This is a genomic window from Curtobacterium sp. MCSS17_016 (assembly GCF_003234255.2).
In the GTDB taxonomy this organism is placed as follows: Bacteria; Actinomycetota; Actinomycetes; order Actinomycetales; family Microbacteriaceae; genus Curtobacterium; species Curtobacterium flaccumfaciens.
Window position 1 is genome coordinate 2,153,677 of sequence record NZ_CP126254.1, and the last position, 21,125, is coordinate 2,174,801.

Here is a 21,125-nt window from a genome sequence, read left to right on the forward strand (position 1 = left end):
ATACAGAAACTAGACCTTCGAACGCGAGTCCGCACCATCGTCGGGGTCGCGGCGGTCGTCGTCCTGTCGGGCATCGCGACTGTCACCGCAACACCGGCCGAGTCGGCACATGCAGACACAGGGAACGTCAAATCCGGCATCGGCTTCTACGTGCCGTCAAACTCTTCGTTCCATCTGTCATATGAAGCGCCACCTTCGTCGTCGGGACAGAGTGACCGCGCGTTCGCGTTTGGTCCTGCGAACAGCGGCGAGATCGTTCCAGTAGCAGGGGACTGGGACGGGGACGGGGCGACGTCCATTGGTTTCTATCGGTACAGTGACGCCTCATGGCACCTCGGGCAGGAACTGAACGACGGGTCAGACTTGACCTTCAACTTCGGTCCCGCCGGGAACACCACCGTGCAGCCCGTCGTTGGCGACTGGGATGGGGATGGCAAGGACACGGTCGGCTTCTACGTCCCGTCAAATGCGTCCTGGCACCTGGCGAGCTCGAACAGCAGCACCGCGACATCGACGGCGTTCGTGTGGGGCACTCCCGCAAACGCCAACGTTCGCGCAGTCGCGGGCGACTGGAACGCCGACGGCAAGGACACAGTCGGCTGGTACTTGCAGTCGAACGCGTCGTGGCACCTGGCAACGGCGAACGACGATTCCGCCAGCTCTCTGGCGTTCACGAACGGTCCTGCTGGTGACACCACCGTCCTACCCGTTACAGGTGACTGGGACGGCAACGGCGGCGACTCGATCGGCTGGTACAAGCCGTCGAACGCTTCCTACCACCTCACCAACACCAACGGGAACGTCACCAGCTCCGACATCAACTTCAACTTCGGACCGACGGGGAACAGCGCCATCGTCCCTGTCGCGGGCGACTGGGACGGCAAGGCGGCACCATCGAGCGCCGTTCAGGCCGTCGCCAAGCGCCTGGTTGCACAGCACGAAGCGGGCAAGCTCCAGTTCATGGACGGCCGGGAAGTCACGTACCAGCGCGAGATCTTGCCTTACGCCAACACCGGTGCGGCTCCTGCTGGATGCAGAGTCGACATCCGCATCCTCCAGGCGCTGGCGATGGCCGTGGACCGTTTCGGATCTGTGCGCGTCAGCGACATCGGACGCCCCTGCATCGACCTCGACATCAACTGCGATATCTCACTGCACTGCTACGACCCGGCCAAGGCTATCGATGTCACCTACGCCGGCGGCATCAAGCTGCAAGACAGCGCTGCGCAACGTGTCGCGTACCTGAAGTTCCTCGACAGCATAGTCCCGGCAGGGTCGCAGGGCGGACAGTTCAACTGCACGGCTATGCCATCCTTCAGCAACATTCGATCGGTGCGGGACGTCGACTGCTCACACCAGCACTTCGACCTCGGGAGCGCAACAGGCGCCGTCCGGTATTCGGGGTAGCGCGGAACAACCAAGCTGACTGCCCCCTCTGGGCTCTCCTCGCGGAGTCCAGAGGGGGCCTCTGGTGACGCACAGCGAGTGTCCCCAGTTCTACTCGCGCACCTCTCGGAGGTTCTGCGACTGCCATCCCTCAAGCACGGAGGCCCGGTAGGACTCCAGCGCAGCTGAGTAGTTCGCGCCACTGGCTTCAAGCGGCTTCGTCGCAGTCGACCGGGCCCGAGCCTTGATGGTTGTCTCCCCCGTCGCCTTGCTCGTGACCGTGTTCACCTGCTGCAGCTCGAACCCGTCGAGGTTGAGCGCAGCGATCGCGGCTTGGCGTGCTTCGCTGATGTTGTCGCCGCTGCCTTCCGAATCCTGCGTCTCGGTCGATCGAAGGGTGCCCACTACTTTCGTCACCGACCCAGTATCGCGCCGCTACGACGCCCCTACTGACTGGGGGTAGCGGTGACTTCGTCGAAGGCGTTGGCCGGCATCGCGGTGACTCGCCATGCGGACATGACGGGCTCATCGAACGCGAGGAGAGCTGTGCCCTTCGCGCCTGGTGCGAGGTCGAACAGGGCGTACTTGTTGTGCGCGTCGATGAGGGCGTTGTACTTGTCGGTGTCGTCGACGGCTGCGTCTTCCCAGGTGGAGAACTTGTCGGCGAGGTCAACGCTGTCGATCTGTTGGCCATCCTTCGTAACGACGGTGACGCCGTACATGTTGAGGGACTCGGTGCCTGCGGTGTTGTCGAGCTCGACGGGCACCAAGGTGACGGCCTCCCCGTCAACGGAAGCGCGGGCCGCTTCGACTGCTGCGACGTCCGGGTGGCTCGCATCGCCGCTGAGCTTGAAGGTCCCGGTTGCCCCCTGGTAGTCGAACGTCCAGGTGTCGTCGATGTGCTCGACGGGGGTCGGCGCCGTGGTCTTCGTCTCCGGGGCTGGGCTGCCCGCTGCTTCGCCCTGATCGCTCTGCGCTCCCCCACTGCATGACGCGAGCAGGATTCCGATGGCAGCTGCAGCGGCGAAGGCCGACGCGATTCTGGTGTGACGGTTCATGGTGTTCCCCCTGTTGATGATGGTGGATCGGTCGGTGTGACGAGTCGCGCCATGGCTTCGAGGGCCGCGCGTTGGGCGCCGCGATCCCCTCGCGAGCGGTACGCCCTCGACATGGTGACGGTGGAGTGGCCGACGATGTCGCCGATGACGGCTTCGGAGACGTTGGCTGCGTAGAGCAGATCGACAGCTGCGTGCCGTGCGTCGTGGAGGCGAGCGTCACGCACGCGGGCTCTCTTCAGCACGTCGTGCCAGGCGCGGTTGTCGTCTCGGGGGTCGATCGGAGAGCCGTCGAGGGTGAGGGCGTCACCCTGTCGAGTGCGTTTCGGGTCGGATGTCCACAGCAGGCCGTGCGGGTTCGGTTCCTTTGCTGCGACCTGCACACGCCGTTCGATGATTGACCGCAACGGGTCCACCAACGGCACCACGCGCCACCCTGCAGCTGACTTCGGCCGTGACAGCCACAGCCCGCCCGCCAGATGCCGGAAATCCTGATCCTCCGGAGCGTCCAAGTACCGGTCCGGGCACTTCGCACCCTGCCGCGCACCGCAGCGCGCTCGAGCAGACGGTTTGCTCGTGCACCCGTGCGACCACGAAAACCGCTTCAGCTGCCACGACAGGTCGAGCTCGTCGGTGACACGGTCCAGTTCGAGACCGAGGAGCTCACCCTGCCGGGCACCCGTCAATAGGGCAGCGGCGATCCGTGACCCGAGCCGGTCACGCTGCACCGTCTCGAGGATCCGGGCCCCGTCGTCCGCGGTGAGTGCGACCAGCTGCGCCGGCTTCTTCTTCGGCGCGCTGACCAGAGTCGCGACGTTGCGCGGGATGTGCTCGTACCGGACAGCGTCACGCAGCGCGAGCGAGAGGACGCGATGGGCGTGCTGGGCGCTGGCACCACCGAGCCCGCGATCACGGATGAACTTCTCCACCAGCCCGACGTGACTTGGCGTGAGCGCACGGAGCCCGACAGTTCCGATCGCCGGCACGATGTACTGCTCGATTGAAGTCCGGTACGCCGCGGTGGTCTTCGGGGCGATCTTCTTCGAGTGGATGTTGGGCAACCAGTGGCGCAGCCAAGACTCGAGCGTCTGCCCGTCGTCGACCGCGACATCAGCGAGTGCAGCAGCTAGCGCAGCGCGGTGCTCAACGCTGAGTCCGTCTACGAGCTCCTGCCAGGTCATGTCCTGAGCGTCGTGCCGCACTGGCCCTGGCGTCAAACGTCCGTTCGGCTACGTCCGCAGCAGCAAGGCGATCGAAGCAGGTAACGGTTCGGTAACTTACGGATGGAGCTGACGGGCAGACGTTCTCTTGGCGGCAGCTCGGGCAGTCGACGGCACGCCCTGACCTAATCTGCGGGAGCAGATCCCGGCGTCGGTCACATCTCGGCGGGACCCCCGGGACGCTTGTCGAAGTGCTCGAGACCTAACAGGATCTTTTGCGCAGCCGCAACATCCATCCGCAGCGAGAGCCGCCCATCAACCACGCCGTCGCGTCCGGTGCTGAGTACGACGAGCCGTTCTGAGTCACCTTCCTGCTGGACCGCCACGTCGATGACTTGAGGCGGCAAGTCCTCCCCCATGAGGATCGTCGGAGGCGTCTGATCCGTCGGCAGCCACGGGTCACCGTTCAGAAGCGACACTCGGTGCCAGTCGCACACGAACGTGCCATAGAAGATCGAAGAGTCCTGCTCGTCACAACCCTTCACGTGACACCCCTGGGTGCCGGGCTCGATGAATTCCATGCACACACAGTAAGACCGACGGCAGACATGCGACTTCAGAGACAGCAGCCGAGCTACCAGTTAAGAACCGTTGTCGGTGACACCGGTTAGCTGGTAACCTTCGGAGACGCCAGCAGCCAGCTGGCGCAGTAACATATCAAGTACACACGGGACTGGAGGTCCGAAATGCCCGACAAGTGGGTAAAGGAACTCCGCAGGGAACTCGAAGCTCAGGGCTTCGAAGTCATTGTGAAGACGAAGGGATGGATGGTAAAGCCACCCAATCCCAACGCCCCTCTGGTGATGCTCCACCTGACCAACTCGGACCACCGATCGCGGGCCAACGCGATCGCCGAGTTGAAGCGGGCGGGCTTCCTTCCGCGGAGGTAAGTAGCGCGGTTGGGGGGAGCACAGGTTGCAAACTCGCTCCCCCCAACTTAGCACCGGCACCCACGGCACAACAGGCTCCAGTCCCTCAATCGGATACCCCACCCAGACGACATATGGAGGCACCCATGAGTACCAACTGGTACGTGGACGTCGAGGTCAGCACGAAGCAGACGCTTCATGCTGACAACGCGTTCGACGTACTCGAGGCGCTTGTACCTCACGCCGGTCAGATCAGCCTTCACCCGGAAGGAAACCGGGTCGGCATCAGCCTGACCGTCGAAGCAGACAGCGCCACGAGTGCAGTCACCACCGCCAGCAAAATCGTGAGCGACACCTTGCCGAGCGCCAGCATCATCCAGCTGGACGTGATGACGGAACAGGTTCGCTCGGACCGCAATAACAGTCCCACCATCCCGGAGCTCGTTGGCTTCGCAGAAATTGCCGACATGGCCGGCGTGAGTCGCCAGCGGGCGCGCACCATCGCGCAGCGCGAGGACTTCCCGGTCGCAGTTGTTGAGACTGCAGCAGGCCCGCTCCGGGTCAAGGCTGCCGTAGAAAAGTGGCTGTCGTCCTGGTCCCGCAAACCGGGCAGACCGGCCGCCTTGCAGCTGTAACCGACCGCAACTACGCCCATCCCGTGCGTTGCTGACAGGAACGCCCCCGCAGGATCTCCTGCGGGGGCGTTTCGCTTGTGCGCGCTGACGAATGCTAGTGCTAGTTTGCCAGCGCTGCTGCCGCTACTTGTCGGCAGCAGAGAGCCGGCGGTAGTCCGCAGCAAGTCCGCGACAGCATCACTCAGCCACTCGAACCGACTGCCCCAGGCCACACCCCGATCCCCGCGGAATCAACGATCACACCACCAGCCACTACCCGACTACACCCCCGCGCGTGTACTTCCAGTACTCGAACTGCGACACCGACATGTAGACCTCGACCGGCTCGAGGCCGTCCACCTGCAACGCGCCGAGCAGGACGTCCCCCGGACCGGTCCGGAACATGCCGACGGGGTAGCACATCGGACTCGATCCGTCGCAGCAGCCGCCGGACTGGTGGAACATCAGCGGGCCGTGCCGGGCGGTGAGGGTCCGCAGGAGCTCCCCCGCCGCCGGCGTCACCGCGACGCGTGCGGTGTCGGGCATCAGAAGAAGCCCATCGGTCCGTCGGCGTAGGAGACGAGCAGGTTCTTCGTCTGCTGGTAGTGGTCGAGCATCATCTTGTGGTTCTCGCGCCCGATGCCGGACTGCTTGTAGCCGCCGAAGGCCGCACCCGCCGGGTACTGGTGGTACGTGTTCGACCACACGCGCCCGGCCTGGATGTCACGTCCGGCGCGGTACAGGGTCGTGACGTCACGGCTCCACACCCCGGCGCCGAGCCCGTACAGGGTGTCGTTGGCCGTGGCGATCGCGTCGTCGTAGCCACTGAAGGACGTCAGCGCGAGCACGGGCCCGAAGATCTCCTCCTGGAAGATCCGCATCGAGTTGTCGCCCTCGAACACCGTCGGCGTGACGTAGTAGCCGCCGGAGAGTTCGCCGCCCAGATCGGCGCGCTCGCCCCCGGTCAAGAGCTTCGCGCCCTCCTGCTTGCCGATGTCGATGTAGCTGAGGATCTTCTCGAGCTGGTCGTTGGACGCCTGGGCACCGATCATCGTCGACAGGTCGAGCGGATGGCCCTGCTTGACGGCACGGACGCGCTCCAGGCCGTCGGCGACGAACCCGTCGTAGATCTCCTTCGCCACGAGTGCCCGGGACGGACACGTGCAGACCTCGCCCTGGTTCAGGTTGAAGAACGTGAAGCCCTCGAGCGCCTTGTCCTAGAAGGAGTCCTTCTCGGCCGCCACGTCGGGGAAGAACACGTTCGGGCTCTTGCCGCCGAGCTCGAGCGTCACCGGGATGAGGCTCTGCGAGGCGTACTGCATGATCAGCCGCCCGGTGGTGGTCTCCCCCGTGAAGGCGATCTTCCGGATGTCCGGGTGCTGCGCGAGCGGTGCGCCGACCTCGATGCCGAAGCCGTTGACGACGTTGAGCACCCCGGCGGGCAGCAGGTCGCGGATGAGCTCGACGAGCACGTGGATGGACGCCGGGGTCTGCTCGGCGGGCTTCAGCACGACGCAGTTGCCGGCGGCGAGGGCCGGTGCGAGCTTCCACACCGCCATCAGGATCGGGAAGTTCCAGGGGATGATCTGCCCGACCACGCCGAGCGGCTCGTGGAAGTGGTAGGCCACGGTGTCGTGGTCGATCTCGCCGGCGGAGCCCTCCTGGGCGCGGATCGCCCCGGCGAAGTACCGGAAGTGGTCGATCGCGAGCGGGATGTCGGCGCCGAGGGTCTCGCGGATCGGCTTGCCGTTCTCCCACGTCTCGGCGACGGCGAGCATCTCGAGGTGCTCCTCCATGCGGTCGGCGATCTTGTTGAGGATGATCGCACGTTCGGCCGCACTCGTCCGTCCCCAGGCCGGGAACGCCTTCCATCCGGCGGCGACGCCCCGGTCGACGTCCGTCGAGTCGCCGCGGGCGACCTCGGTGAACACCTTGCCCGTGACGGGGGTGGGGTTCTCGAAGTACTGCCCGCTGGCGGACGGCACGTACTCCCCGCCGATGAAGTGGTCGTACCGGGATCGGTACTCGACCAGGGAGCCGGGCTCGCCGGGTGCGGCGTAGCTGGTGGGCGAGGGTGCGATGGTCATGGTGGTGCCCTTTCGACGACGCTGTCGGGGCGCACGGGTCGCGCGCCTGGTCCGCACGGTACGGCCGCGGGGGTTGCAGGTCGTTGCACGGCCCGCGGCTCCGACGGGTAGCGTGCTGGACACCAGCGCTGGCGATCAGGGAGGAGCGCTCGTGGATTCTCGTGCCGTCAGGACGTTCCGGGTGTTCGTCGTCGTCACCGCCGTCGTCGCCATCGCACTGGGCATCGTGGCCATCGTCTGGCCCCGCCCGTCGCTCGTGCTCGTGGCGCTGCTGTTCGGCGTGTACCTCGTCGTGGCCGGGGCACTGCGCGTCTTCGCCGCGGTGCGGGGGCACGGCACCCGTCCGGTGTGGCGGTGGACGTCCGGCATCGTCGGCGGCCTGGTCGCGGTCGCGGGGCTCGTGACCCTGCTCGACCCGGCGATCCCGCTCGTCGTCTACGCGGTGCTCGCCGGGGTCGGGTTCCTGATCGAGGGGGTCGCCGCGATCGTCGGCGGCTTCGTCGGCCACCCGGGGTCGTCACGCGTCCCGACCGTCGTCAGCGGCGTGCTGTCGATCATCGGGGGCATCGTCGTGCTCGTCGCGCCCGGACTCGCGCTGACCGTCTTCATGGTCTTCGCCGGCATCGCGCTCATCGTCGTCGGGGCCGCGGCCCTGCTGCTCCTGCCGCCGCGCGCCGCCGTCCGCCGCTAGCCGCTGCTCGCCGCCTTCCGCCGCTAGGCCGACCCGGTGCCGAAGAGCAGCCCGAGCGCGTAGGTGACGATCGCCGCACCGAACCCGATGGCGAGCTGCCGGAAGGCGCGCTTGCCCGGGGACGCTCCGCTCAGCACGCCGACGACGGCACCGGTGCCGAGCAGCGCGATGCCCACCAGCCCGCCGGCCACCGCGATCGCCGGCCACCCCTGCATGCCGAACAGGAACGGCAGCACCGGGATGATCGCGCCCGAGGCGAAGAAGCAGAAGCTCGACACCGCGGCGCTCAGCCCGGTGCCGACCGCCTCGTGGTCGTCCGCGACCGCGGTCGAACCGGTCGCCGGCCTCCGCTCACCGATGCCGGACAGCACCTGCGCGGCGTGCTCGGTCGCCTCGGCCTCGGACATCCCGCGCGCCCGGTAGACCAGGGCGAGCTCGTTCGCGTCGACGTCGAGGTCCGACACCGCCTTGCCAGCCTCGGGGTGCGGCGCGGACGCCTCGAGCAGTTCGCGTTGCGACCGGACGGAGACGTACTCCCCCGCCCCCATCGACAACGCGCCGGCGAGCAGGCCGGCGATGCCGCTCAGCAGCACGAAGTGCCGGTCGGCCCCCGAGGCACTGATGCCGATGATGAGCGCCAGGTTGGACACCAGGCCGTCGTTCGCGCCGAACACCGCCGCCCGGAACGTGCCGGACAGCCGCATCCGGCCGCGGTTCGCGAGCCCGCGCACGACCTCGCCGTGGATCCGCTCGTCGGCAGCCATCCGCGCGGTCGCGTCCGAGTCGTCGCCGTACGGTGAACGGTCCTCGGCGCGCTGCATGAGCGCGAGGACGAAGACCGACCCGAACCGCTTGGCCAGCACGGCGAGCACCCGGGTGCGCAGGCTCCCCCGCCGCGGCCGTCCGACGTCGTCGCCGAGCAGGTCGAGCCAGTGGTCGGCGTGGCGGCCCTCGGCCTCGGCCAGCGCTGCGAGGATCTCGCGCTCCTCGCCGGAACGGCGGGCAGCGAGGTTGCGGTACACGGCCGCCTCGGCACGTTCGTCGGCCAGGTAGCGACGCCAGCGGCGGACGTCGGCGCGCGACGCCGGGGTGTCGGATCGGAGGCTCACAGCGACCATCCTGCCGCCTGCGGCCGACGTCCGGTCACCACCAGGGCCGTGGAGACGCGGCAGGGCGCGGACCGGAGGCGGTCGGCGCAGCTCGCACCGGGCCTCCAGTCCGCGCCCTGGTGGCGACGGATCCTCGGGATCAGTCCCGGACGTACGCCGGCGCAGCCTCGGCGTGGGCGTCGCCCACCCGGTGCACGCGCAGGTCGTTCGTCGACCCCTCGATGCCGGGAGGGGACCCGGCCGTCACGATGACGCGGTCGCCGGGGGCGGCCAGGCCGTTCTCGAGGAGGACGTCGTCCACCTGCGAGAAGAGCTCGTCGGTGTGGGTCTTCCGCTCCACCAGGAACGAACGGACACCCCACGTGAGGGCCATCCGACGGCGCGTGGCCTCGTTCGGGGTGAAGGCGATGATCGGCAGACCGTGACGCAGGCGCGACATGCGGCGGGCCGAGTCGCCGGACTCGGTGAACACGCAGAGGTACGACGCCTCGGTGAACTCGGCGATCTCGACGGCGGCGAGGGTGATCGCCCCTCCGAGGGTGCGCGGCTTGGTGCCGAGCGGGGCGATGCGCTCGAGGCCGTGGTCCTCGGTGGACTCGACGATGCGGGCCATGGTGCGGACGGTCTGCACCGGGTACTCACCGACGCTCGTCTCACCGGACAGCATGACCGCGTCGGCACCGTCGAGGACGGCGTTCGCGACGTCGGAGGTCTCGGCGCGGGTGGGGATCGGCGACGAGATCATCGACTCGAGCATCTGCGTCGCGACGATGACCGGCTTGGCCATGCGGCGGGACAGCTCGACGGCGCGCTTCTGCACGATCGGGACGGCCTCGAGCGGGAGCTCGACGCCGAGGTCACCGCGGGCGACCATGATGCTGTCGAAGGCGTCGATGATCTCCTCGAGGGCGTCGACGGCCTGGGGCTTCTCGACCTTGGCGATGACGGGCAGGCGCTTGCCCTCTTCGTCCATGATCTCGTGGGCACGCACGACGTCGCTCGCGTTGCGCACGAACGACAGCGCGATGAGGTCGGCGCCCTGGCGGATCGCCCAGCGCAGGTCGGCCTCGTCCTTCTCGCTCAGCGCGGGGACGTTGACGGCGACACCGGGCAGGTTGATGCCCTTGTTGTTGGACACCGTGCCGGGGACGACGACCTCGGTGCGGACCCGCACGCCGTCGGTGTCGAGGACACGGAGGCGGACACGGCCGTCGTCGATGAGCAGCGGGTCGCCGGGCTTGACGTCCTGCGGCAGGCCCTTGAACGTCGTGCCGCAGATCTCCTTCGAGCCGGGGACGTCCTCGGTCGTGATGGTGAAGATGTCACCGACCGCCAGGTCGTGCGGGCCGTCGGCGAAGCGTGCCAGACGGATCTTCGGACCCTGCAGGTCGACGAGGATCGCGACGGGCTTGCCGAGTTCTTCGGCGGCACGACGGACGTTGACGTAGTTGGCCTCGTGGACGCTGTAGTCACCGTGGCTGAGGTTGAGGCGGGCGACGTCGACGCCCGCTTCGATGATCTCCTTGACGGTCTCGTAGTCCGACGTTGCCGGTCCGAGCGTCGAAACGATCTTTGCGCGTCTCAATGGATTCCTTCGTGGTGGTGGATGGAGCTTGGGTTTCCGCGCTGTGGGGCCGCGCGGAACGAAGCGAGGCCACCAGCACCCTACCGAGTGCTGGTGGCCTCACGCTCACGGGAGCGTGAGCATCTGGTGGAGACGGTCCGCCGTCTGGCGGCGGTCCGACATCTGGTGCGCGTCCGACATCAGACGGAGATCGCCCGGTCGGTCGCCTTGACCGGTGCCGGCAGGATCGTGGAGCCCTCGAGGTACTCGTCGACCTGTGCGGCCGCGGCGCGGCCCTCGGCGATCGCCCACACGATGAGCGACTGCCCGCGACCCGCGTCGCCGGCGACGAACACGCCGGCCTCGTTGGTCGCGTAGTCGGCACGGCGGTCGAGCGCCCCGGAACCCGTGGTCGGCAGACCGAGCTGCGGCTCGATCGTGTCCGCCTCGGGGCCGGTGAAGCCCATCGCGATGAGGACGAGGTCGGCCGGGATCTCCCGCTCGCTGCCCGCCTTCGGGACCCGCCGGCCGTCGAGGTACTCGGTCTCGGCGACCCGCAGTGCGCGGACCTCGCCTGCGTCGTTCGACAGGAACTCGACGGTGGAGGCGAGGAAGTGCCGCTCGCCGCCCTCTTCGTGCGCGCTCGTGATCTCGAACACGGTCGGGAACATCGGCCACGGCTGGTCGGACGGACGCTCGAGCGGCGGCTGCTTGCCGATCGCCAGGTTCGTCACGCTCAGCGCACCCTGGCGGTGGGCGGTGCCGATGCAGTCCGCACCGGTGTCGCCGCCGCCGATGACGACGACGTGCTTGCCCTCGGCCGTGATCTGGTTGTCGACCGTCGTGCCCGCGTTCGCCTTGTTCTGCTGGACCAGGTAGTCCATGGCGAAGTGCACGCCCTCGAGGTCGCGCCCCGGGATCGGCAAGTCGCGCGGCACCGTTGCACCGGTGGCGACGACGACCGCGTCGTAGCGCGACTTCAGGTCGTCCCAGGTGATGTCCTTGCCGATCTCGACCCCGGCACGGAACCGGGTGCCCTCGGCCTGCATCTGGGCGAGGCGCGCGTCGATCTGGCGCTTCTCCATCTTGAAGTCCGGGATGCCGTAGCGGAGCAGCCCGCCGATGCGGTCGTCCCGCTCGTAGACGGCGACCGTGTGGCCGGCACGCGTGAGCTGCTGCGCGGCGGCGAGCCCGGCGGGACCGGAGCCCACGACGGCGACGGTCTTGCCCGTCAGGCGCTCCGGCGGGTGCGGGGTGACCCAGCCGTTCTGGAACGCCTGGTCGATGATCGAGACCTCGACCTGCTTGATCGTCACCGGGGGCTGGTTGATGCCGAGTACGCACGACGACTCGCACGGTGCCGGGCAGAGCCGCCCCGTGAACTCCGGGAAGTTGTTCGTCTCGTGCAGGCGCTCGATCGCCTGGCGGCCCTCACCGCGCCAGGTCAGGTCGTTCCACTCCGGGATCAGGTTGCCGAGCGGGCAGCCCTGGTGGCAGAACGGCACGCCGCAGTCCATGCAGCGGCCGGCCTGACGCTTCAGGACACCGGACTCCTGCTGCTCGTAGACCTCTTTCCAGTCCATGAGCCGCACGGGCACGGGTCGCCGGGGCGGGAGTTCGCGTTCCTGGACCTTCAGGAATCCCTTGGGGTCAGCCACCGGTCACCTCCGAGGTCGTGTCGGGCACTGCCTGTTCCGGACGTGCGTGACGCTCAGCCACCGGTCACCTCCATGATCCTGTTCCAAACGATGTCACCGTCGGGGTCGAGCCCCTCGTCGACGGCCTGTCTGCGCGTCTCGAGCACCGCCGCGTAGTCGCGCGGCAGCACCTTGACGAAGTCGCTCAGGTCTCCGGACGCCAGCAGGTCGGACGCGAGCGTCGACCCCGTCTCGTCGGCGTGCCGGGTGAGCAGGTCGGTGACGATCTCGACGTCGGCGCTGTCGAGTGCCTCGAGCCGGAGCTCGCCGGACGCCAGGGCGTCGGTGTTGACGTGTTCCTGGCGCAGGCCTCGGACGTACGCCGTGCCACCGGACATGCCGGCACCGAGATTCCGGCCGGTCTCGCCGAGGATGAGCGCGAGCCCGCCCGTCATGTACTCGAGCGCATGGTCGCCCACGCCCTCGACGACGGCCGTGGCACCGGAGTTCCGCACCAGGAACCGCTCGCCCACGATGCCGCGGATGAACATGCTGCCCTGGGTGGCGCCGTACCCGATGACGTTGCCGGCGATGACGTTCTCGGCGGGGTCGAAGCCCGAACCGGCGTCGGGGCGGACGACTATCTGGCCGCCGGAGAGCCCCTTGCCGACGTAGTCGTTGCTGTCGCCGATCAGCCGCAGCGTGATGCCCGCCGGCAGGAACGCGCCGAGCGACTGCCCGGCGGAACCGCGCAGCGTCACGTCGATCGAACCGTTCGGCAGACCGTGCTCGCCGTGCCGCAGGGTCACCTGGTGGCCGAGCATGGTGCCGACGGCGCGCTCGGTGTTGCGGATGGGCAGGTCGAGCGCGATCGAACCGCCGTGGACGAGCACGTCCGCGGTCTGCTGGATGAGCTGCACGTCGAAGTGCTGGTCCAGCTCGTGGTCCTGCTCGCGGTGGTGGCGGCGCGGTTCGGCGTCGTCGAAGTGCGGTCCCTTGAGCACCGGCGCGAGGTCGAGCCCTGAGGCCTTCCAGTGCTCGACGGCACGGTCGACGTCGAGCGCGTCGGTCTGCCCGATGGCCTCGTCGAGGCTGCGGAAGCCGAGTTCGGCGAGGAGCTCGCGGACCTCTTGGGCGATGAACTCGAAGAAGTTCACGACGAACTCGGGCTTGCCGGAGAACCGCTTGCGGAGCTCGGGGTTCTGCGTGGCGACGCCGACCGGGCAGGTGTCCAGGTGGCAGACGCGCATCAGGATGCAGCCCTCGACCACGAGCGGTGCAGTCGCGAAGCCGTACTCCTCGGCACCGAGCAACGCGGCCACGACGACGTCGCGCCCGGTCTTCATCTGCCCGTCCACCTGCACGACGACGCGGTCGCGCATGCCGTTCAGCATGAGCGTCTGCTGGGTCTCGGCCAGGCCGATCTCCCACGGGGTGCCGGCGTGCTTGAGCGAGTTCAGCGGGCTCGCGCCGGTGCCGCCGTCGTGGCCGGACACGAGCACGACGTCGGCCAGGGCCTTCGTCACACCGGCCGCGACCGCACCGATGCCGGACTGGCTCACGAGCTTCACGTGGACGCGGGCGGCCGGGTTGGCGCGCTTGACGTCGAAGATCAGCTGCTTGAGGTCCTCGATGGAGTAGATGTCGTGGTGCGGCGGCGGCGAGATGAGGCCGACGCCCGCGGTGGCGTGCCGGGTGCGGGCCACCCACGGGTAGACCTTGGCCGGGGGCAGCTGACCGCCCTCGCCGGGCTTCGCGCCCTGCGCCATCTTGAGCTGGATGTCGGTGGCGTGCGTGAGGTACATGCTCGTCACGCCGAACCGGCCGGAGGCGACCTGCTTGATCGCGCTGCGGCGCTCGGGGTCGAGCAGGCGGTCGACGTCCTCGCCGCCCTCACCCGTGTTCGACCGGCCACCGAGTCGGTTCATCGCGATGGCGAGCGTCTCGTGGGCCTCCTTCGAGATGGACCCGTAGGACATCGCACCGGTGTTGAACCGCTTGACGATCGACTCGATCGACTCGACCTCGTCGAGCGCGATGGGCTTCCGAGCGCCCTGCTTGAACCGGAACAGCCCGCGGAGCGTCATGAGCTGTTCGGACTGGTCGTCCACGGCGCTCGAGTACTCGCGGAAGATGTCGTAGCGGCGGGCACGGGTGGCGTGCTGCAGGCGGAACACCGTGTCCGGGTTGAACAGGTGCGGCGGGCCCTGACGGCGCCACTGGTACTCGCCACCGATCTGCAGTCGCTCGTGCGAGAGCACCGCGCCGTCCTGCGGGTACGCCTGGGCGTGCCGCTCGGCGTTCTCCTTGGCGATGACGTCGATGTCGACGCCACCCAGGATCGACGAGGTGCCCGTGAAGTACTTGTCGACGAACTCCTGGCTGAGCCCGACGGCCTCGAACGCCTGCGCACCGGCGTAGCTGGACACCGTGGAGATGCCCATCTTCGACATGATCTTCAGCACGCCCTTGCCGAGCGCCTTGATGACGTTCTTGACCGCCTGCTCCGGGGTGATCCCGGGGATCATGCCGGCGCGGACCAGGTTCTCGCAGGTCTCCATCGCCAGGTACGGGTTGATCGCCGAGGCGCCGTACCCGATGAGGGTCGCCACGTGGTGGACCTCGCGCACGTCGCCGGCTTCGACGATCAGCCCGACCTTCATGCGCTGCTCGGTGCGGATCAGGTGGTGGTGGACCGCGGCGAGGAGCAGGAGGCTCGGCACCGGTGCCTGCTCGGAGTTGCCGTCGCGGTCGGACAGCACGATGAACTGCTTGCCGGACTCGATCGCGGCGTCGACCTCATCGCACACGGCGGCGATGCGCTTCTGCATCGCCTTCTTGCCGGCGTCGACGCGGTACAGGCCCTTGATCGTGACGGTCAGGTGGCGACCCGACTCGGTCTCGAAGTGCTGGACCTTGGCGAGCTGGTCGTTGTCGATCACCGGGAAGTCGAGCGTGATCTGCTTCGCGTGCTCGGGACCGGCGGAGAGCAGGTTGCGCTCCGGACCGAGTCCCATCCCCATCGAGGTGATGACCTGCTCGCGGATCGAGTCGAGCGGCGGGTTGGTCACCTGCGCGAACTGCTGCGTGAAGTAGTCGAAGAGCAGTCGCGGACGCTCCGACAGCACGGCGATCGGGGTGTCCGAGCCCATCGCGCCGAGGGGTTCGGCACCCGCTGCCGCCATCGGGCGCAGCAGGATCCGGACCTCTTCTTCGGTGTACCCGAACGCGCGCTGACGACGGGTGACCGACGCCGGGGTGTGCACGATGTGCTCGCGCTCCGGCAGGTCGTTGAGGTTGATGCGTCCGGCTTCGAGCCAGTCGCCCCACGGACCCGAGGCGGCGAGCTCGCGCTTGACCTCGTCGTCCTCGATGATGCGGCCGGCCTCGGTGTCCACCAGGAACATCCGGCCCGGACGCAGACGGCCCTTGCGCACGACCTTGGCGGCCGGCACGTCGATGACCCCGGTCTCGGAGCCCATCACGATGAGGCCGTCGTCGGTGACCAGGAAGCGTCCGGGGCGCAGGCCGTTGCGGTCGAGGGTGGCGCCGACGAGCGAGCCGTCGGTGAAGGTGATCGCGGCGGGGCCGTCCCACGGCTCCATGAGCATCGAGTGGTACTCGTAGAACGCGCGGAGGTCCGGGTCCATCCCGACCTGGTTCTCCCACGCCTCGGGCACCATCATCGACACGGCGTGCGGCAGGGTCCGGCCGGTCAGGGTCAGCAGCTCGAGGACCTCGTCGAACGAGGCCGAGTCGCTCGCCCCCGGGCTCACGATGGGCAGCAGCGGGGCCATGTCGCCGAGCAGTTCGCTCTCGAGCTGCGACTGGCGGGCGCGCATCCAGTTGCGGTTGCCGCGCACGGTGTTGATCTCACCGTTGTGGGCGATCGTCCGGAACGGCTGCGCGAGCGGCCACGACGGGAACGTGTTGGTGGAGTAGCGCGAGTGCACGATCGCGAGCTTCGACGCGAAGCGCGCGTCGCTGAGGTCCGGGTAGAACGGCTCGAGCTGCAGCGTCGTGACCATGCCCTTGTAGACCATGGTGCGGCTCGACAGCGACATGAAGTACAGGTCGTTGTCGTGCTCGGCGCGCTTGCGGAGCCGGAAGGCCTGGCGGTCGAGCGCGATGCCGCTCCACGAGGCACCGTGCACGTCGTGCCGGATGGAGGCGACGAACAGCTGCTCGAACGCCGGCATCGCGGCACGGGCGAGCGTGCCGAGGACCTCCGGACGCACCGGGACCTCGCGCCACCCGAGGACCTTCAGGCCCTCTTCGCGGGCGAGCCGCTCGACGGCGCCCTTCACCGCGTGGCGGGCGTCGTCGTCCAGGGGCAGGTAGGCGGTGCCGACGGCGTACTCCCCCGCTGCCGGCAACTCGAACGGCACGACGGCCCGCAGGAACTCGTCGGGCACCTGGCACAGGATGCCCGCGCCGTCACCGGTGCCAGCGTCGGACCCCACGGCACCGCGGTGCTCGAGATTCCGGAGCGCACCGAGGGCCGCGTCGACGATGTCGTGCCCGGGCGTGCCGCGCAGGGTCGCGACCATCGCGAGACCGCAGGCGTCCTTCTCGTTCGCCGGGTCGTACATGCCCGTCGCGTCCGGGATCGCGGAGAAGCGGCGGTGCGGCGGCACGAGGCTCGTCGGTGCCGAGGGCTGGGTTGGCTGGAGCGCCATGGGGAACCGTCCTCACGAGGAAGTGGAACAGGGACAGCGGTGGCCCGGTGGTGCGTTCCGCCCGAGCGGGCGGGACTGGTGCCCGTGCCCGCCGTCAGTGAGTTGCCCTGCCGGCCGGCGAGGTTGCTGGGCCCCGCTTGTGGCGGGGACCGTCTGGTGCTGCTGCTGCTGGTGTGCTGCACGTGACCGGTGGTCGTCGGGAGCGGGTGCTCCCACCACGGGATCAGCGAGTGGTCGTGACCGGTTCGTCGCTCGTGACGCCGTCTGCTGCGTCGTCATCGTGCTCCGAGAAGGTGTCCTCGGAGTCTACAACGGAGGTCGGACGGGGCCCGCGACCCGGCAGGTACGGGCTCGGCTCCTTGCCGGTGTGGCGACGGCTCTGCACCACGAAGATCAGGATGCCGATCACGACCGCGGCGAGGGCCACCCACACGTTGGTGCGAACGCCGAAGAAGGTCTCGCTCGTGTCGACGCGGATGGACTCGAGCACCGAGCGCCCGGCGCCGTACCAGATCAGGTACAGGCCGAGGACCTTGCCCCACTGCAGCGTGAACTTGCGCGCCAGGAAGAGGATGACGACCACACCGAGGACGTTCCAGATGATCTCGTACAGGAAGGTCGGGTGGAACAGCGTGCCCTCGGGCAGGCCCTTCGGGAACGCAGCGTTGCTCGAGTCGATCTCGAGGCCCCAGGGCAGGCTCGTCGGCATGCCGAAGAGCTCCTGGTTGAAGTAGTTGCCCAGGCGACCGAAGGCCTGTGCGAGCAGGACGCCCGGCACGACCGCGTCGATGAACGACGTGAACCGCAGGCCCACCTGACGGCAGCCGATCCACGCACCGACCGACCCGAGGATGAGCGCCCCGAAGATGGCGAGCCCGCCCTCCCAGATGTACAGGAAGGACAGCGGGTCGATGCCGGGGCCGAAGTAGTCGGACACGTGGGTGAACACGTGGAAGAGACGACCGCCGATGATGCCGGCGGGCACGGCCCAGATCGCGATGTCGATGATGATCCAGCGCTCGACGCCACGGGCGTTGAGTCGTCGGTTCGCCAGGACGACCGCGGCGACGATCCCGATCAGGATGCAGATCGCGTACGCGTGGATGCGGAAGTCGAGGGGCAGCGACCAGCCGAACGCGTCGCGCAGCCAGGCGGTCAGGTCGAAGTACTGCCAGGCGGTGCTCGGGCTCGGGATGCTCAGGAGGGGCATGGAGGTGCTGTCGCCTTTCGGAACTGACGGGGCGCGGTCGACGTGGCGTCGGCCTCGCTCACTGTAGCGCGGCTCGCGGGCCGGACAGGAACTGGACTAGCGGCGGCGGGCGCCGGTGGCAAGGTCGGCGGCACGGTCGGCCACGCCCTGCACACCGAGGTCGGCCAGCGCACGGACGAACGCGGACCCGACGATGGCACCGTCGGCGTACTCGAGCACCTCGCCGACCTGCTCGGCCGTCGAGATCCCGAGACCCACGCAGGTGCGCTCGACCCCGGCGTCGCGCAGGCGCGACACCACCGTGCGTGCGGCGACGTCGACCCCGGCCCGTGCACCGGTCACACCCATCGTGGAGACGGCGTAGACGAACCCACGGCTGGCCTCGACCGCCTGGCGCATGCGCTCGTCCGACGAGGACGGTGCGGCGAGGAAGACCCGGTCGAGCCCGGTCCGTTCCGAGGCCTCGGTCCACGCGGAGGCCTCGTCGGGGATGAGGTCGGGCGTGATGAGGCCGGCGGCTCCGGCGGCGACGAGGTCGTCTGCGAAGCGGTCCACGCCGTAGCGCAGCACCGGGTTCCAGTACGTCATGACGAGCACCGGCACGTCGGCCCGCTCGGTGATCTGCTGCACGGCGTCGAAGACCTGTGCGACCCGGAAGCCGTTCGCCAGGCTCTCCTCGGCCGCCCGCTGGATCACGGGGCCGTCCATCACGGGGTCCGAGTACGGCAGGCCGAACTCGATGACGTCCACGCCGTTCTCGGCGAGGGCGACGGCGGCGTCGACGCTGGTCTGCAGGTTCGGGTACCCGGCGGGCAGGTAGCCGACGACGGCTCCGGCGCGCTCGGCGTTGGCGGTGTCGATCGTCGTGGCGACGGTCCGGTTCGTGGTCACAGCTGCACCGCGTTCTCGTCGAGGATGCCGAAGTAGCGACTGGCGGACGCGACGTCCTTGTCGCCCCGGCCGGACAGGTTCACGAGCACGACGCCCTCGGGGCCGAGCTCCTTGCCGAGCTTCATGGCACCGGCGAGGGCGTGGGACGACTCGATCGCCGGGATGATGCCCTCGGTCTGGCTCAGCAGGCGGAACGCCTCCATCGCCTCGGTGTCGGTGATCGGCTGGTACTTCGCGCGGCCGATCGACGCCAGGTACGCGTGCTCCGGTCCGACGCTCGGGTAGTCGAGTCCGGCGGAGATGCTGTGGCTCTCGATCGTCTGGCCGTCCTCGTCCTGCATCAGGTACGACTTCGCGCCCTGCAGCACGCCCTCGCGACCGAGCGTGATGCTCGCCGCGTGCCGACCGGTCTCGACGCCGTCGCCCCCGGCCTCGAAGCCGTGCAGTGCGACGGACTCGTCGTCGAGGAACGCCTCGAAGATGCCCATCGCGTTCGAGCCGCCGCCGACGCACGCCGCGACGGCGTCCGGCAGGCGACCGACGCGGTCGAGGACCTGCTGGCGCGCTTCCTCGCCGATGACCTTGTGGAACTCGCGCACCATCTCGGGGAACGGGTGCGGACCGGCGACCGTGCCGAGCAGGTAGTGCGTCGACTCGACGTTGGCGACCCAGTCGCGCAGGGCGTCGTTGATGGCGTCCTTCAGGGTGCGCGAACCGGTCTCGACGGGGATCACCTCCGCGCCGAGCAGGCGCATCCGCGCCACGTTGAGGGCCTGTCGCTCGGTGTCCACGGCGCCCATGTAGACGACGCACTCCATGCCGAACAGGGCTGCGGCGGTCGCTGTCGCGACGCCGTGCTGGCCGGCACCGGTCTCCGCGATCAGGCGGGTCTTGCCGAGCCGACGGGCGACGAGGGCCTGGCCGAGGACGTTGTTGATCTTGTGGGACCCGGTGTGGTTCAGGTCCTCGCGCTTCAGGATGACCCGGGCACCACCGGCGTGCTTCGCGAACCGCGGCACCTCGGTGATGATCGAGGGGCGCCCGGTGTAGTCGCGCTGCAGCTCGTCGAGCTCCGCACGGAACGCCGGGTCCGCCCAGGCCTGGCGGAAGGCGGCCTCGAGCTCGTCGAGCGCGAGGACGAGGGACTCGGGGACGAAGCGTCCGCCGAAGTCACCGAAGTAGGGGCCGTGCAGGTCGCGGAGTGAGGTCACGATGTGTCTCCCGGGACGAGTCCGACGCGGCTGGTCGGCCGCGTCGGACGGGTGGAACGTGCGGCCGCGGTCGGCGGCCTCGATACGTGGGCGGAGCCGGTCAGGCCCGGTCGGCGGCGTCGACGAACGACGCCAGGGTCGCGGCGGGGTCGTCACCCGTCACGAGCGCTTCGCCGACCAGCACGACGTCGGCGCCGGCCGCCCGGTAGTGGGCGACGTCGGCCGGACCGGAGACCGCGGACTCGGCGACCCGCACGACCCCGGTGGGGATGCGGTCGGCGAGCGACCCGAACAGGTCGCGGTCGAGCGAGAAGTCGGTGAGGTCCCGCGCGTTGACGCCGAGGATGCGAGCACCGGCGTCGAGGCCACGCGTGACCTCGTCACCGGAGTGCGCCTCGACCAGCACGCGCATGCCGAGTTCTTCGGCCAGGGTGTGCAGCTCGACCAGGCGCGCCTGCTCGAGCGCCGCCACGATGAGCAGCACGACATCGGCTCCGGACGCCCGGGCCTCGATCACCTGGTACGGGTCCGCGATGAAGTCCTTGCGCAGCACGGGCACCCCGACGCGGGCCTTCACGGCCTCGAGGTCGGCGAGGCTGCCGAGGAACTTGCGGCCCTCGGTCAGGACGCTGATCGTCGAGGCCCCGCCACGCTCGTAGTCGGCGGCGAGGGCGGCCGGGTCGGCGATCGCGGCCATCGACCCGCGGGACGGGCTGGCGCGCTTGACCTCGGCGATGATCTTGACCCGGTCGCCCGGGCTGAGGAACGCGAGGGCGTCGAGCGGCGACGCCACCCGGTCGAGGTCGCGTTCGACGTCCGAGTACGGACGGTCGACACGACGGGCGGCGGCGTCCTCGAGCGCGCCCGCGACGAGGGTCTCGAGCACGTTCGGCATCGGGAGA

At 68.9% G+C, this 21,125-nt stretch carries 15 protein-coding genes and 2 pseudogenes; 3 read left to right on the forward strand and 14 right to left on the reverse strand.

Features of this window, described 5'->3' with window-relative positions:
* Window positions 1-363: 363 nt before the first annotated feature.
* The gene (locus DEJ19_RS10225) at window positions 364-1,407 is read left to right on the forward strand and encodes a hypothetical protein (protein ID WP_111232982.1); all 1,044 of its coding nucleotides are present in this window, start codon (window positions 364-366) and stop codon (window positions 1,405-1,407) included.
* A 90-nt stretch (window positions 1,408-1,497) separates the two neighbouring features.
* On the opposite strand, the gene DEJ19_RS10230 is transcribed toward DEJ19_RS10225, so the two are convergent.
* From DEJ19_RS10230 to DEJ19_RS10245, 4 genes are all read right to left on the reverse strand, one after another.
* Window positions 1,498-1,803: a hypothetical protein gene (locus tag DEJ19_RS10230; protein ID WP_146250640.1), complete on the reverse strand. Its 306-nt coding sequence runs from the start codon at window positions 1,801-1,803 to the stop codon at window positions 1,498-1,500.
* 29 nt (window positions 1,804-1,832) lie between these two features.
* Window positions 1,833-2,444, reverse strand: coding sequence for a hypothetical protein (locus tag DEJ19_RS10235; RefSeq protein ID WP_111232984.1), 612 nt, complete (start codon window positions 2,442-2,444; stop codon window positions 1,833-1,835).
* On the reverse strand, window positions 2,441-3,622 hold the full coding sequence (locus DEJ19_RS10240) for a tyrosine-type recombinase/integrase (protein WP_111232985.1): 1,182 nt from the start codon (window positions 3,620-3,622) through the stop codon (window positions 2,441-2,443). The genes DEJ19_RS10235 and DEJ19_RS10240 overlap by 4 nt, the downstream gene beginning before the upstream one ends.
* Before the next feature lie 194 nt (window positions 3,623-3,816).
* Window positions 3,817-4,182, reverse strand: coding sequence for a hypothetical protein (locus tag DEJ19_RS10245; RefSeq protein WP_111232986.1), 366 nt, complete (start codon window positions 4,180-4,182; stop codon window positions 3,817-3,819).
* Window positions 4,183-4,676: 494 nt separating this feature from the next.
* Between DEJ19_RS10245 and DEJ19_RS10250 the strand changes: the two genes are divergently transcribed.
* Entirely contained in the window at window positions 4,677-5,165 is a 489-nt protein-coding gene (locus DEJ19_RS10250) for a hypothetical protein (RefSeq protein WP_111232988.1), read from the forward strand.
* 273 nt (window positions 5,166-5,438) lie between these two features.
* On the opposite strand, the pseudogene DEJ19_RS10255 reads toward DEJ19_RS10250, so the two are convergent.
* A pseudogene (locus tag DEJ19_RS10255) lies at window positions 5,439-5,690 on the reverse strand (DUF779 domain-containing protein); the annotation flags it as partial.
* Window positions 5,690-7,231, reverse strand: a pseudogene (gene exaC / locus DEJ19_RS10260) (acetaldehyde dehydrogenase ExaC). The pseudogenes DEJ19_RS10255 and exaC, both read right to left, overlap by 1 nt.
* A 151-nt stretch (window positions 7,232-7,382) precedes the next feature.
* Between exaC and DEJ19_RS10265 the strand changes: the two are divergent.
* Window positions 7,383-7,922 carry an HdeD family acid-resistance protein gene (locus tag DEJ19_RS10265; protein WP_173033968.1) on the forward strand — a complete coding sequence of 180 codons (540 nt, stop codon included), beginning with the start codon at window positions 7,383-7,385 and terminating at the stop codon, window positions 7,920-7,922.
* 23 nt (window positions 7,923-7,945) lie between these two features.
* Here DEJ19_RS10265 and DEJ19_RS10270 read toward each other — a convergent pair whose 3' ends face one another.
* The 8 genes from DEJ19_RS10270 to trpC form a co-directional block, all read right to left on the reverse strand.
* Complete coding sequence (locus DEJ19_RS10270) at window positions 7,946-9,040, reverse strand: VIT1/CCC1 transporter family protein (protein WP_111232989.1); 1,095 nt, start codon at window positions 9,038-9,040, stop codon at window positions 7,946-7,948.
* Between the two features lie 130 nt (window positions 9,041-9,170).
* On the reverse strand, window positions 9,171-10,616 hold the full coding sequence (gene pyk, locus DEJ19_RS10275) for a pyruvate kinase (RefSeq protein WP_017887208.1): 1,446 nt from the start codon (window positions 10,614-10,616) through the stop codon (window positions 9,171-9,173).
* A gap of 179 nt (window positions 10,617-10,795) precedes the next feature.
* Entirely contained in the window at window positions 10,796-12,253 is a 1,458-nt protein-coding gene (locus DEJ19_RS10280) for a glutamate synthase subunit beta (RefSeq protein WP_110864561.1), read from the reverse strand.
* Window positions 12,254-12,306: 53 nt separating this feature from the next.
* On the reverse strand, window positions 12,307-16,911 hold the full coding sequence (gltB, locus tag DEJ19_RS10285) for a glutamate synthase large subunit (protein WP_502869776.1): 4,605 nt from the start codon (window positions 16,909-16,911) through the stop codon (window positions 12,307-12,309).
* 223 nt (window positions 16,912-17,134) lie between these two features.
* Window positions 17,135-18,121 carry a prolipoprotein diacylglyceryl transferase gene (gene lgt / locus DEJ19_RS10290; protein ID WP_071244753.1) on the reverse strand — a complete coding sequence of 329 codons (987 nt, stop codon included), beginning with the start codon at window positions 18,119-18,121 and terminating at the stop codon, window positions 17,135-17,137.
* A gap of 96 nt (window positions 18,122-18,217) precedes the next feature.
* Window positions 18,218-19,012, reverse strand: a complete 795-nt coding sequence (gene trpA / locus DEJ19_RS10295) for a tryptophan synthase subunit alpha (protein ID WP_027465720.1) — start codon at window positions 19,010-19,012, stop codon at window positions 18,218-18,220.
* Window positions 19,009-20,223 carry a tryptophan synthase subunit beta gene (trpB, locus tag DEJ19_RS10300; protein WP_071244754.1) on the reverse strand — a complete coding sequence of 405 codons (1,215 nt, stop codon included), beginning with the start codon at window positions 20,221-20,223 and terminating at the stop codon, window positions 19,009-19,011. Before trpB ends, trpA begins: the two co-directional genes overlap by 4 nt.
* Before the next feature lie 100 nt (window positions 20,224-20,323).
* Entirely contained in the window at window positions 20,324-21,109 is a 786-nt protein-coding gene (gene trpC / locus DEJ19_RS10305; protein ID WP_071403979.1) for an indole-3-glycerol phosphate synthase TrpC, read from the reverse strand.
* Window positions 21,110-21,125: the final 16 nt, after the last annotated feature.

Bases quoted from the DNA above. Each gene is read 5' to 3' on its own strand.
- DEJ19_RS10235 (WP_111232984.1), bottom strand. From the start codon at position 2,444: ATGAACCGTCACACCAGAATCGCGTCGGCCTTCGCCGCTGCAGCTGCC.
- DEJ19_RS10240 (WP_111232985.1), bottom strand. From the start codon at position 3,622: ATGACCTGGCAGGAGCTCGTAGACGGACTCAGCGTTGAGCACCGCGCT.
- DEJ19_RS10245 (WP_111232986.1), bottom strand. From the start codon at position 4,182: ATGGAATTCATCGAGCCCGGCACCCAGGGGTGTCACGTGAAGGGTTGT.
- DEJ19_RS10250 (WP_111232988.1), top strand. From the start codon at position 4,677: ATGAGTACCAACTGGTACGTGGACGTCGAGGTCAGCACGAAGCAGACG.
- DEJ19_RS10270 (WP_111232989.1), bottom strand. From the start codon at position 9,040: ATGGTCGCTGTGAGCCTCCGATCCGACACCCCGGCGTCGCGCGCCGAC.
- gltB (WP_502869776.1), bottom strand. From the start codon at position 16,911: ATGGCGCTCCAGCCAACCCAGCCCTCGGCACCGACGAGCCTCGTGCCG.
- lgt (WP_071244753.1), bottom strand. From the start codon at position 18,121: ATGCCCCTCCTGAGCATCCCGAGCCCGAGCACCGCCTGGCAGTACTTC.